This is a genomic window from Caulobacter sp. GW821-FHT11A05, from assembly GCF_058809015.1.
The window spans coordinates 437651-449108 of the sequence record NZ_JBXASF010000001.1; the positions used below are offsets into that span (position 1 = coordinate 437651).

Here is an 11458-nt window from a genome sequence, read left to right on the forward strand (position 1 = left end):
TTCGACACTGAGGACGCGGCGGGCAAGCCGGTTCCGACACCGCCCCTCGAAAAAACCGCCTCGCGTGCTAGTCACCCCTCGTGGACACCCCCGACCTGCGCGCCCGCCTCCTGGCCTGGTATGACGACAACGCCCGCCACCTGCCCTGGCGCGTCGGCCCGCGCGACCATGCCGCCGGGGTCCGCGCCGACCCCTACCGGGTATGGCTGTCGGAGGTGATGCTGCAGCAGACCACCGTGCCGCATGCGACGCCGTATTTCCTCAGCTTCACCCGCCGTTGGCCCACGGTCTCCGACCTGGCGGCGGTGGAGGACGGCGATCTGATGGCTGCCTGGGCCGGCCTTGGCTACTACGCCCGGGCCCGCAACCTGCTGGCCTGCGCCCGCGCCGTGGCCCAGGACCACGGCGGCGTCTTTCCCGATACCGAAGAGGGCCTGCGCGCCCTGCCAGGCGTCGGCGCCTACACGGCGGCGGCCGTCGCGGCCATCGCCTTCGACCGCGCCGCCAACGTCGTCGACGGCAATGTCGAGCGGGTGATGAGCCGCCTGTTCGCCGTCGAGGAACCCCTGCCGGACAGCAAGCCGCGCCTCAAGGCCCTGGCCGGTGATCTCATCGACGCCCACCGCCCCGGTGACTGGGCCCAGGCGCTGATGGATCTCGGCGCCACCGTCTGCAAGCCCAAGTCGCCGCTCTGCGACCGCTGCCCGGTGTCGATGCACTGCGCGGCCTATGCCCGGGGCGACCAGGAGAGCTTTCCCCGCAAGACGAAAAAGGCGGCGAGGCCGAGGCGGTACGGCGTCGCCTATGTGCTCACGCGCGGTGACGACGTCGCCCTGGTCCGCCGCCCCGACAAGGGCCTGCTCGGCGGCATGCTCGGCCTGCCGACCAGCGACTGGACCCCGGCTCCGCCCGAGGCATTACAGGGCGCTCCGGCCGCCGCCGCCTGGCGCGACATGGGCGAGATCGAGCACGTCTTCACCCACTTCTCGCTGACCTTGCGGGTGCTGCGCGCCGACGGTGATGCCGATGGCGTCGCCTGGACGCCGCGCGAAGGTCTCGGCGCCCTGCCCAGCGTCTTCCTGAAGGCGGCGCGGCTGGCGCTGGCTTAAGCCGCCATCCCCGCCCGCACCTTGCTGCGCAGCACGTCGATAGGCGCCAGGCCGGCGTCGGTCTTGAAGCGCCAGTAGGTCCAGCCGTTGCAGGCGGGGGCGTTCTCCATCATCGCGCCCATCTTGTGGATCGAACCGGTCAGGTCGCCGACCGCCAGGCTGCCGTCGGCCCGCACCCGCGCCGCCTTCAAGCCCTTGGGGCACCACAGCTCGTCACCGGGTTGCAGCAGGCCGGCCTCGACCAGCTGGCCGAACGGCACGCGGGGCTCCGACCGCCGGCTGCCCATGACTTCCAGGTCCTGCGGCGCCACCGGCTGCACCTTGGCGATGCGCTCCTTGGCGACGGCGATGTACTCGGCCTCGCGCTCGATGCCGATGAACCGCCGGCCCAGCCGCTTGGCCGCCGCCCCGGTCGAGCCGCTGCCAAAGAAGGGATCGAGGATCAGGTCGCCCGGCTTGCTGGTCGCCAGCAGCACCCGGTGCAGCAGGGCTTCGGGCTTCTGGGTCGGGTGGGCCTTGGTGCCGTCGGCCTTCTTGACCCGCTCGTCGCCGGTGCACAGCGGCAGGGTCCAGTCGGACCGCATCTGGGTGTCGTCGTTGAACACCTTCAGGGCGTCGTAGTTGAAGGTATACCGCTTGCCGCCCTTGGATTTCGACGCCCAGATCAGCGTCTCATGGGCGTTGGTGAACCGGGTGCCCTTGAAGTTCGGCATCGGGTTGGATTTGCGCCAGACCACGTCGTTGAGGATCCAGAATCCCAGGTCCTGCAGCGCCACCCCGACGCGGAAGATGTTGTGATAGCTGCCGATCACCCACAGGGCGCCGTCGTCCTTGAGGACGCGCTGGCACTCCTTCATCCATTCGCGGGTGAACTTGTCGTAGGCGGCGAAGCTTTCGAACTGGTCCCAGTGGTCGTCGACCGCGTCGACCTTGCTATTGTCGGGACGCAGCAGGTCGCCGCCGAGCTGCAGATTGTAGGGCGGGTCGGCAAAGACCAGGTCGACGGAGCGGTCGGGCAGGGCCCGCAGCTGTTCGATGCAGTCGCCGTGAAGGATGGTCTCGGACCCGAACGCCATAGGATACCCCGACAGGAAAGTGAGTCCGGGCATTCTCAAGGGTCATGGTGAAGGGCGCGTTAGGGGACGTGGTTAGCAAGAGGTTACCGGCTACAGGGCGCTGCGGATGTCGGTCTTGCTGAAGTCGTCGCCGATGAAGAGCAGCGGGGCAGCGTGTTTGCGGGCCAACGCATAAGCGAAGCTGTCGCCGAAATTCAGCTTTGCAGGCGCGCCGAACCCTCGCCCGAACCGGATGCGCGCCTCCAGCGCCATCTGGGCCAGGGCGAGGTCTGTCGCTTCTACCTTGATGCCGACATCGGTCAGGAATTCGTCCAGCATGGCGCGGGCTGCCGAGGCGTTCGGATGTCTGCCTGCCAGGACGGTTCCTGCTTCAACATAGTTCGGAGCTGAAAGGCGGTAGTCTCTGTCCGTCTCCGCGTTTATGCGGTCTGCCAACGCTTGCGCGGAAGGTTCCTTAAGCAGGATGGCGACGATGGCCGAACTGTCGATGACCAGCACTAGTCCTCGTCCCCAGACGCCCAGTCCCATTCTTCCTTGGTCACTGGCCTGCGATCGAATTCAGGCGCCACCCGCTCGGCGAACGCCATGATCCGGTCCGCGAGATTCGTCTCGCGCAGGGTGCGCTGGCGGGCCAACCGCTCCCGCAAGGCGACGGTGACGGCCTCGGTCATGCTTTCACCAGTCAGTCGGGACAGTTCGCGCGCCAGCTGATCGGCTTCGGCAGTCTTGATACTCAGCGCCATGGGATGAGCTTTCTAGATCGGATTTCTAGATAGCATGTCCGCCGGTCTGATTGAAGGGCTCGACTCTCCCAACGGAAAGGCTTGGATGCTGTCCCAGAGCGCCTCCGCCAGAGAGGCCCCGGAGACGCCATGCCCGCCCTCGACCACCTCTACCAATCCCGCCTCAGCCCCTTCTACCAGGACCACCACCGCGCCTGGGGCGACACCCTGCGCAAATGGGTCGCCAAGGAGATCATGCCCTTCGCCGACCAGTGGGACGAGGCCGGTGAATTCCCCCGCGAGCTCTACAAAAAGGCCTCGGAGATCGGCCTGCTGCGCCTCGGCTGGCCTGAAGAGTACGGCGGCATCCCCACCGACCCCTTCATGTCCATCGTCACCTCGACCGAGATGGCCCGCCACGGGGCCGGCGGCATCAACGCCAGCTTGATGAGCCACGGCATCGGCCTGCCGCCGATCCGCCATCTCGGGAGTCAGGAGATGAAGGACCGCATCATTCCGCAGGTCCTGTCGGGGATGAAGATCAGCGCCCTGGCCATCACCGAACCGACCGGCGGCTCCGACGTCGCCAACCTCAAGACCACGGCCCGGCGCGAGGGCGACGAGTATGTCGTCAACGGCTCCAAGATGTTCATCACCTCGGGCATGCGGGCCGACTACTACACCGTCGCGGTGCGCACCGGCGGGGAGGGGGCCGGCGGCGTCTCCCTGCTGCTGATCGAGCGCGACCGGCCGGGCTTCACCCGCACGCCCTTGAAGAAGCAGGGCTGGTGGGCGTCCGACACCGCCGCCCTCTATTTCGACGACGTCCGGGTGCCGGTCGAGAACCTGATCGGGGCCGAGAACCAGGGCTTCGCGGGGATCATGAACAACTTCAACTCCGAACGGATCGGCATGACCGCCGGCGCCGTCGGCTTCTCCAAGGTCTGCCTCGAAGATGCTTTGGCATGGGCCCAGGAGCGCAAGACCTTCGGCAAACGGCTCGCCGACCACCAGGTCATCCGCCACAAGCTGGCCGACATGTACAAGCGCATCAACGCCACCCAGTCCTGGCTGGAGACCCTGGCCTGGCGGGTGCAGCAGGGCGAAAAACCGATCGCCGAGATCGCCCTGCTCAAGGTCCAGGCCACCGAGACCATGGAATACTGCGCCCGTGAGGCCATGCAGGTGATGGGCGGGTCTGGTTACATGCGGGGCGGCCGGGTCGAGCGCATCTACCGCGAGGTGCGGGTCTATGCGATCGGCGGCGGCTCGGAGGAGATCATGCGCGATCTGGCGGCGCGGCAGATGGGGATCTGAGTGGCGGGATGAGTTGCAGGTCCTCCTCCGGCGCGCAGCGGCGGGGGAGGGGGACCGCCGGCCCGACTTAGGGCCGGTGGTGGAGGGGGCCGCGCCGGCTTGTCAGGATGAAACGCGTTCTGAAGCAGTCGTTGACGACGGCGTTCAGGATCAGCCCGCAACCGCCGGCGCTGCCCCCTCCACCACGACCTTCGGTCGCGGTCCCCCTCCCCCGTGGGCTACGCCCCCGGAGGAGGAACTTCGAGAGGCAACTCCGGAACCAGAGGCGGCAAGCCGCACACCTCCCGAACGGCGCCCCAGCTCAGGCGGTGCTGCGGACACGGCCCCAGGGTCCGCAACGCCTCGAAGTGGCTCTTGGCGCTGTAGCCCTTGTGGCTCGCGAACCCATACCCCGGGTGTTCCGCGTCCAGCGCCACCATCACCCGGTCGCGCGCCACCTTGGCCAGGATCGAGGCCGCCGCGATCGAGGCGCTGATCCCGTCGCCGCCGACCACCGTCTTCACCTCGCAGGGCAGATTGAACCGGTAGTTGCCGTCGACCAGCGCGTACACGGGCGTCACCGACAGCCCCTCGACCGCCCGGCGCATCGCCAGGCCGGCCGCGTGCAGGATGTTGAGCTGCGCGATCTCCTCGACGCTCGCGAACCCGACGGCGAACGCCACCGCCCGCAGCTTGATCTCGAACTCCAGTTCTTCCCGCTGCCTGTGGGTCAGCTTCTTGGAATCGTTAAGCCCCTTGGGCAGCCGTTTCCGCGGATCGAAGATCACCGCCCCGGCGCTGACCGGCCCGGCCAGCGGCCCGCGCCCGGCCTCGTCCACCCCGCAGACAGGGGCGGGACAGGCGCGTTCGAGCAGAAGGTCAGGCTTTCTGGCCATGGCTGAGGTGTCGGCACTCTTCGTGGCGGAAACAGGTCGTCTCGTGGTCGTTGACCATTCCGACAGCCTGCATGAAGGCGTAGACGATCACCGGCCCGGTAAACTTGAAACCCCTGGCCTTCAAGGCCTTGGCCATGGCCTCGGCCTGCGGCGTCTTGACCGGCGCCTGCCGGAACGAGGTCCATTCGTTCTGGATCGGCGCCCCGTCCACGAAGTCCCACAGGAAGGCGCTGAAGTCCTCGCCCCGCTCGCGCATGTCCAGCCATAGCCGCGCGCCGTTGATGGCCATGTCGATCTTGGCGTTGGAGCGCACGATGCCGGCGTCGGCCATCAGCCGCGCCCGGTCGGCGTCGCCATAGCGGGCCACCTTCTCCGGGTCGAAGCCGTCGAAGGCCAGTCGGAAGGCGTCGCGCTTCTTGAGGATGGTGATCCACGACAGCCCGGCCTGGAACCCGTCCAACACCAGCTTTTCCCACAGCGCCCGGGGGTCGTACTCCGGCACGCCCCACTCGGTGTCGTGGTAGTCGATGTAGATCTGGTCCTTCACGCCGGGCCAGGGGCAGCGAATCAAACCGTCGGTCATGCCGATGTTGCTAGCATGTTCCGGCAGCTTGCGGCGCCAGAGCGCGTTCCGATAAGTGGGAACCGGTTGTCGGACCAAACGCGCGACAACGAAAAAGCTAGAGCCAGCGATTTGATTCCATCAAATCGTTGGCTCTAGAAGGCCACCGTCGCCGAGGCGAACAGGCGGCCGTCGTAGTTGACGCCCCGCTCATGACTGTCGGTGTCGTGCCAGCGCAGGTCCAGCGCCAGCCGCTTGCTGGCCTTCCAGGTCACCCCGGCGTTCCAGGCGCGGTAGTCGGCGCCGCCGTCCTGCTCGCGCAGTCCGTAGGCGGCGGAAACCTTCCAGTCCTTGGCCAGCTTGCGGCTGGCCTGGGCCTCGACCCACCAGGCGGCCTCGGTGGCGGCGTAGTTGTCGGGGCTGTACTCGACCCGCAGGCGCAGGTCGGTTCCGGCCACCGGCATCGCGGCGTCGGCCCGCAGCTCCAGCCATTCGCTCTGCGCGCCCTCGGCCGTGCCGGGCATGGTCTTGAGCATGGCCCGCACATCGAACTTCGCGTCGCCGGCCTTGTATCTGGCCCCGACGTAGGCGTGCCATTCGGAGTCGCCGCCCTGGGAGGTGTCGGCGCTGCTGCCCCAGACCCCGACATAGACCGGCTTGAAGTCGTAGGCCGCATCGACCTGCACGACCGGATCGCCGGCGCTCTTGCCCGTGCCCTTGGAGATATACTCGCTGGCCAGGGTCGCCTTGACCGCCCACGGATCGTCCGCCGCCATCACGGTGCAGGGCAGGGCGGCGAGCAGCAGGCTCGCGCCGGCGCAGGTCGTCAGGGTCCGGATCATCCGGGGGCGGATAAACGGACTCCGCGAAGGATTTGTGACAATCCCTCCGTGGACGGTCAGATGATCTTGAACAGCCGCAGCCCCTGGTAGACGCAGAGGAACAGCACCAGGAAGCCGACCAGCCAGGTAAAGATCTTCACCGGGATCAGCTTGACCACCCAGCCGGCCAGCGGCGCGGCCAGCACCCCGCCGACCACCAGGCCGGCCACGGCGGCGGCATGCTGCATCAGCCCGCCGGTGTTCTGCCACTGGCCGGTCAGCAGGGCCCAGACGAAGGTCGCCGAGATGGCGACGGTGACGAAGAACTCGGCGGTGTTGACCGTGCCGATCGAATAGCGCGGCTCGGTGCCGGTGCCGACCAGGGCGCTGGTCACCGTCGGGCCCCAGCCGCCGCCGCCGGTGGCGTCGCAGAAGCCGCCGACCAGGCCCAGCGGCGCGATCAGCTTGGGCGAGGTCGGGGTCTTGCTCGGACCCTTCCAGGCCCGCCACAGGATGACCAGACCCATGATCCCCAGGTAGGCGACGATGAAGGGTTTGATGGTGTTGCCATCGACGCTGGTCAGCACGAAGGCGCCCAGCACGCCGCCGATGATGCCGGCGACGGTCAGCGGGATGAACATCTTCCAGTTGACGTTGCGGTGGGCCACATGGCTGACGGCCGAGGTGGCGGTGGTGAACACCTCCGCCGCATGCACCGAGGCCGAAGCCGCGGCCGGCGGCACGCCGAAGGCCAGCAGCACGGTCGAGCTGACGACGCCATAGGCCATGCCCAAGGCGCCATCGACGATCTGGGCGCCGAAGCCCACGAGGCAGAACAGCAGGAAGTCTTCCATGGGCGCTCCAAAGCTAGCGTCGCACTACCGTCTCAAAGCCGATCTACTGAATAGGAATAAATCTATCGCCCCCGATAGAGGCTCTTCACCGCTTGGGGAACGCCGCTCCAGGGCTTAAGTTACGAGGCCATGGCTCAAGACCACACTCTCCTCCGCCCCTGGCGTCACATCGATCGTCGCAAGTCCCGCCAGATCATGGTCGGCAAGGTGCGGGTCGGGGGTGACGCGCCGATTGCCGTGCAGTCGATGACCAACACCCTGACGGCCGACGCCCAGGCGACCATCGACCAGGTCCGGGCGCTGGAGGAGGCCGGGGCCGACATCGTCCGGGTCAGCTGCCCCGATGTCGAATCCACCGCCGCCCTGTCGCAGATCGTCCGCGCCTCGACCGTGCCGATCGTCGCCGACATCCACTTCCACTACAAACGCGGCATCGAGGCCGCCAAGGCCGGCGCCGCCTGCCTGCGCATCAACCCGGGCAACATCGGCAACGCCGACCGCGTCCGCGAGGTCATCCAGGCCGCCCGTGACCATGGCTGCTCGATGCGCATCGGCGTCAACGCCGGCTCGCTGGAACGCGACCTGCTGGAAAAGTACGGCGAGCCCTGTCCCGACGCCATGGTCGAGAGCGCCCTCAGCCACGCCCGCATCCTGCAGGACCACGACTTCCACGACTTCAAGATTTCGGTGAAGGCCAGCGACATCTTCATGACCGTCGCCGCCTACCAGCAGCTCAGTGAAGCCATCGACTGCCCGCTGCATCTGGGCATCACTGAGGCCGGCGCCCTGCGCACCGGCACCGTCAAGTCCTCGATCGGCATCGGCAACCTGCTGTGGGCCGGCATCGGCGATACGATACGTGTCAGCCTGGCCGCCGATCCGGTCGAGGAGATCAAGGTCGGCTTCGACATTCTCAAGTCGATGGGTCTGCGCCACCGCGGCGTCAACATCATCGCCTGCCCCAGCTGCGCCCGGCAGGGCTTCAACGTCATCAAGACGGTGGAGACCCTGGAGGAACGCCTGGCCCACATCTCCACCCCACTGTCGCTCAGCATCATCGGCTGCGTGGTCAACGGCCCCGGCGAGGCGCTGATGACCGATCTGGGCTTCACCGGCGGCGGGGCCGGCTCGGGCATGGTCTACATGGCCGGCAAGCCCGACCATAAGCAGTCCAACGAGACCATGGTCGACCACATCGTCGAGCTGGTCGAGAAGAAGGCCGCCGAGATCGAGGCCGCCAACGCCGAACTTCAGGCCGCCGAATAGGCCGCCGACACCGGTTCCCTGACCCATTTTGAGCCAGCCGTCGCTTTCGGCCGCCGACGAGTCGGCTAAACTGCGTGACGGTTTGACGACGGCGGGTCTGGGGGCAGTCCCCGCCAGCGGAATTCCGGGCTTTCAGTCGAATTCAGGCGTATAGTTCGGACGCTTCAGTAAGCGTTCGTCCATTTCAACCCAATTCGGGGCGGCGTCATGCGTCGCCCAGCCGGGGGGTCGGCCATGCGGTCGCGAGACGAGCTTCGCAAAACTCAGGCCCGGGCGGTGGCGCGGATCGGGGGTGACTACACCCTGCGCACCATGATCGGCGTCGCCGCCGGCCTCGACCACGACTACGCCCTGGCCGTCGTCTACATGGCCATCCTGCAGGCCAACCTGACCCCGTTGATGGAGGATCCGGCCCTGTCGGCCCGCTACGCCGGCATCGACACCATCGCCCCGGAGGACCTGCGCCGGCCGATCAGCGTCCATGCCCTGGCCGGCTCCCTGCACATGCCCTACGAGACCACCCGCCGCTGTGTCGGCCGGCTGATCGACAAGGGCTACGTCAAGCGGGTCAGCCGCAGCGGCATCCTCACCTGCGCCGAACGGATGGCCGACCCGGTCCAGAAACGCATGGTCGAGCAGCAATACCAGGACACCCTGCGCCTGGTCGGCCAGCTGCGCCGCGGCGGCATCGAGCTGGACGTGGCCTGACCCTCGGGGAGGGGCCTGACCCCAAACTCCGATTATCCCGACGAAAGTCGGGACCCAGCTGGCAAACCAGATGACGGGCAGGCTCAAGTCAGAGCCGACCCTTTTGGGACAGCGGACACTGGGCCCCGGCTTTCGCCGGGGAGATCGGAAGGGGAGGGAACGAGGTTGTTGCCACCCAGTGGCGCCAGCCCCCCGCGCCAACGCCCGGGACTCGTCCTATATAGCTCCCCGTGAGCGAACCCATCGACCAACCGACTACCGAAGCCGCCAGCCTGCGCTCGGCCGCGCTGATCAAGTTCCACGCCGACCGCCTGCCCGACGCCCCCGGCGTCTACCGCATGTACGGCGAGGACGGCGAATGCCTCTACGTCGGCAAGGCCCGCTCCCTGAAGAAGCGCGTCGTCCAGTACGCCCAGGGCCGCTTCCACACCAACCGCATCGCCACCATGGTCGATCTCACCCGCTCGATGGAGTTCGCCTCCACCCGCACCGAGACCGACGCCCTGCTGCTCGAGATCAACCTGATCAAGCAGCTGAAGCCCCGCTTCAACGTCCTCTTGCGCGACGACAAGTCCTTCCCCGAGATCGTCATCCGCCGCGACCACATCGCCCCCCAGCTGCGCAAGCACCGCGGCGCCCACACGATCAAGGGCGACTACTACGGCCCCTTCGCCAGCGCCGGCGCCGTCAACCGCACCCTGAACACCCTGCAGAAGGCCTTCCTGCTCCGCTCCTGCAGCGACAGCGTCTACGACAGCCGCACCCGCCCCTGCATGCTGCACCAGATCCGCCGCTGCGCCGCCCCCTGCACTGGTCTGATCGCGCCGGACGACTACGCCCTGCTGGTCGAGGAGGCCGAGGCCTTCCTGCGCGGCAAGAGCCGGCTGGTCATGGCCCGCATGTCCGAGCAGATGCAGGCCGCCTCCGACGACATGGAGTTCGAGCTCGCCGCCCGCCTGAGGGACCGCATCCGCGCCCTGGCCTCCGTCGCCCAGGAGACCACCGTCAACCCCGAGACCGTCGACGAGGCCGACGTCTTCGCCCTGCACAGCGAGGGCGGCCAGGCCTGCGTCCAGGTCTTCTTCTTCCGGGCCGGCCAGAACTGGGGCAACCGCGCCTACTTCCCGCGCATCGACAAGTCCGACAGCGATGCCGAGATCATGGGCGCCTTCATCGGCCAGTTCTATGACGACAAGCCGATCCCCAAGCTGATCCTCGTCTCCCACGACCCCTTCGAAACCGAACTCCTGGCCGAGGCCTTCTCGATGAAGTCCGGCCGCAAGGTCGAGATCGCCCGCCCCCGCCGCGGCGAGAAGAAGGGCCTGGTCGACGAGGCCCTGAGCAACGCCCGCGAAGCCTTAGGCAGGCGAATGGCCGAGGGCGGCGCCCAGGCCAAGCTTTTGGCCGGCCTGGCCGAAGCCTTCCAGCTCGACGCCCCGCCCGAGCGCATCGAGGTCTACGACAACAGCCACATCATGGGCACCAACGCCGTCGGCGGCATGATCGTCGCCGGCCCCGAGGGCTTCCAGAAGAACCAGTACCGCAAGTTCAACATCAAGGGCACGGACCTCACCCCCGGCGACGACTTCGGCATGATGAAGGAGGTCCTGCGCCGCCGCTTCTCCCGCCTGGTCAAGGAGGAGGAAGCCGGCGGCGAGGTCTCCACCCCACGCCCCGACCTGGTGCTGATCGACGGCGGCGCCGGCCAGATCGGCGTCGTCCTGGAGGTGATGGCCGACCTCGGCGTCGACGACATCCCGGTCGTCGGCGTCGCCAAGGGCCCCGACCGCGACGCCGGCCTGGAACGCTTCTTCCTCCCCGGCGCGGCGGCGCCGTTCATGCTCGAACCCAAGAGCCCGGTTCTGTACTTCCTCCAGCGCCTGCGGGACGAGGCGCACCGGTTCGCGATCGGGACGCACCGGGCCAAGCGCAGCAAGGAGATGGTCAAGAACCCGCTGGACGAGATCGAGGGCGTCGGCCCGGGGCGGAAGAAGGCGCTGCTGCATGCGTTTGGCAGCGCGCGGGAGGTGGGGCGGGCGAGCGTGGAGGACCTGGCGAAGGTGGAGGGGGTGAGCGCCCAGCTGGCGCAGCGGGTGTTTGATTTCTTCAGGAAGTGAGGGGGCGGCGGAAGCCGCCTCGGCCTGCGAC

The 11458-nt window shown here is 67.8% G+C and carries 12 protein-coding genes; 5 read left to right on the forward strand and 7 right to left on the reverse strand.

All coding sequences use genetic code 11. The annotated features are described in order from the left end of the window. Nucleotides 1–80: 80 nt before the first annotated feature. Nucleotides 81–1109 carry an A/G-specific adenine glycosylase gene (gene mutY / locus AC1RSK_RS01980; protein WP_492905041.1) on the forward strand — a complete coding sequence of 343 codons (1029 nt, stop codon included), beginning with the start codon at nucleotides 81–83 and terminating at the stop codon, nucleotides 1107–1109. Here the strand turns inward: mutY and AC1RSK_RS01985 are convergent. From AC1RSK_RS01985 to AC1RSK_RS01995, 3 genes are all read right to left on the reverse strand, one after another. Further along, the gene (locus tag AC1RSK_RS01985) at nucleotides 1106–2185 is read right to left on the reverse strand and encodes a site-specific DNA-methyltransferase (protein ID WP_492905043.1); all 1080 of its coding nucleotides are present in this window, start codon (nucleotides 2183–2185) and stop codon (nucleotides 1106–1108) included. The two genes, mutY and AC1RSK_RS01985, sit on opposite strands and share 4 nt — an antisense overlap. A gap of 90 nt (nucleotides 2186–2275) precedes the next feature. Then, nucleotides 2276–2683 carry a type II toxin-antitoxin system VapC family toxin gene (locus AC1RSK_RS01990; protein WP_492905045.1) on the reverse strand — a complete coding sequence of 136 codons (408 nt, stop codon included), beginning with the start codon at nucleotides 2681–2683 and terminating at the stop codon, nucleotides 2276–2278. Continuing rightward, complete coding sequence (locus AC1RSK_RS01995) at nucleotides 2683–2928, reverse strand: type II toxin-antitoxin system VapB family antitoxin (protein ID WP_492905047.1); 246 nt, start codon at nucleotides 2926–2928, stop codon at nucleotides 2683–2685. The genes AC1RSK_RS01990 and AC1RSK_RS01995 overlap by 1 nt, the downstream gene beginning before the upstream one ends. Before the next feature lie 129 nt (nucleotides 2929–3057). Between AC1RSK_RS01995 and AC1RSK_RS02000 the strand changes: the two genes are divergently transcribed. Further along, nucleotides 3058–4224: an acyl-CoA dehydrogenase family protein gene (locus tag AC1RSK_RS02000; RefSeq protein WP_492905049.1), complete on the forward strand. Its 1167-nt coding sequence runs from the start codon at nucleotides 3058–3060 to the stop codon at nucleotides 4222–4224. Between the two features lie 218 nt (nucleotides 4225–4442). Here the strand turns inward: AC1RSK_RS02000 and rnhB are convergent, their stop codons facing one another. From rnhB to AC1RSK_RS02020, 4 genes are all read right to left on the reverse strand, one after another. Then, on the reverse strand, nucleotides 4443–5099 hold the full coding sequence (gene rnhB, locus AC1RSK_RS02005; protein WP_492905051.1) for a ribonuclease HII: 657 nt from the start codon (nucleotides 5097–5099) through the stop codon (nucleotides 4443–4445). Next, entirely contained in the window at nucleotides 5083–5682 is a 600-nt protein-coding gene (locus tag AC1RSK_RS02010; protein WP_492905053.1) for a DNA-3-methyladenine glycosylase I, read from the reverse strand. Before AC1RSK_RS02010 ends, rnhB begins: the two co-directional genes overlap by 17 nt. A 134-nt stretch (nucleotides 5683–5816) precedes the next feature. After that, on the reverse strand, nucleotides 5817–6503 hold the full coding sequence (locus AC1RSK_RS02015) for a TorF family putative porin (protein ID WP_492905055.1): 687 nt from the start codon (nucleotides 6501–6503) through the stop codon (nucleotides 5817–5819). 56 nt (nucleotides 6504–6559) lie between these two features. Beyond that, on the reverse strand, nucleotides 6560–7336 hold the full coding sequence (locus AC1RSK_RS02020) for a sulfite exporter TauE/SafE family protein (protein WP_492905057.1): 777 nt from the start codon (nucleotides 7334–7336) through the stop codon (nucleotides 6560–6562). Between the two features lie 129 nt (nucleotides 7337–7465). Between AC1RSK_RS02020 and ispG the strand changes: the two genes are divergently transcribed. The 3 genes from ispG (at nucleotide 7466) to uvrC (ending at nucleotide 11427) form a co-directional block, all read left to right on the forward strand. Next, on the forward strand, nucleotides 7466–8602 hold the full coding sequence (gene ispG / locus AC1RSK_RS02025) for a flavodoxin-dependent (E)-4-hydroxy-3-methylbut-2-enyl-diphosphate synthase (protein ID WP_492905059.1): 1137 nt from the start codon (nucleotides 7466–7468) through the stop codon (nucleotides 8600–8602). Between the two features lie 234 nt (nucleotides 8603–8836). Then, on the forward strand, nucleotides 8837–9310 hold the full coding sequence (locus AC1RSK_RS02030; protein WP_492905061.1) for a hypothetical protein: 474 nt from the start codon (nucleotides 8837–8839) through the stop codon (nucleotides 9308–9310). A 230-nt stretch (nucleotides 9311–9540) separates the two neighbouring features. Continuing rightward, nucleotides 9541–11427: an excinuclease ABC subunit UvrC gene (gene uvrC / locus AC1RSK_RS02035; RefSeq protein WP_492905063.1), complete on the forward strand. Its 1887-nt coding sequence runs from the start codon at nucleotides 9541–9543 to the stop codon at nucleotides 11425–11427. Nucleotides 11428–11458: the final 31 nt, after the last annotated feature.

Bases quoted from the DNA above. Each gene is read 5' to 3' on its own strand.
- AC1RSK_RS02010 (WP_492905053.1), bottom strand. From the start codon at position 5,682: ATGACCGACGGTTTGATTCGCTGCCCCTGGCCCGGCGTGAAGGACCAG.
- AC1RSK_RS02015 (WP_492905055.1), bottom strand. From the start codon at position 6,503: ATGATCCGGACCCTGACGACCTGCGCCGGCGCGAGCCTGCTGCTCGCC.
- AC1RSK_RS02000 (WP_492905049.1), top strand. From the start codon at position 3,058: ATGCCCGCCCTCGACCACCTCTACCAATCCCGCCTCAGCCCCTTCTAC.
- ispG (WP_492905059.1), top strand. From the start codon at position 7,466: ATGGCTCAAGACCACACTCTCCTCCGCCCCTGGCGTCACATCGATCGT.
- AC1RSK_RS02020 (WP_492905057.1), bottom strand. From the start codon at position 7,336: ATGGAAGACTTCCTGCTGTTCTGCCTCGTGGGCTTCGGCGCCCAGATC.
- rnhB (WP_492905051.1), bottom strand. From the start codon at position 5,099: ATGGCCAGAAAGCCTGACCTTCTGCTCGAACGCGCCTGTCCCGCCCCT.
- AC1RSK_RS02030 (WP_492905061.1), top strand. From the start codon at position 8,837: ATGCGGTCGCGAGACGAGCTTCGCAAAACTCAGGCCCGGGCGGTGGCG.
- AC1RSK_RS01985 (WP_492905043.1), bottom strand. From the start codon at position 2,185: ATGGCGTTCGGGTCCGAGACCATCCTTCACGGCGACTGCATCGAACAG.
- AC1RSK_RS01995 (WP_492905047.1), bottom strand. From the start codon at position 2,928: ATGGCGCTGAGTATCAAGACTGCCGAAGCCGATCAGCTGGCGCGCGAA.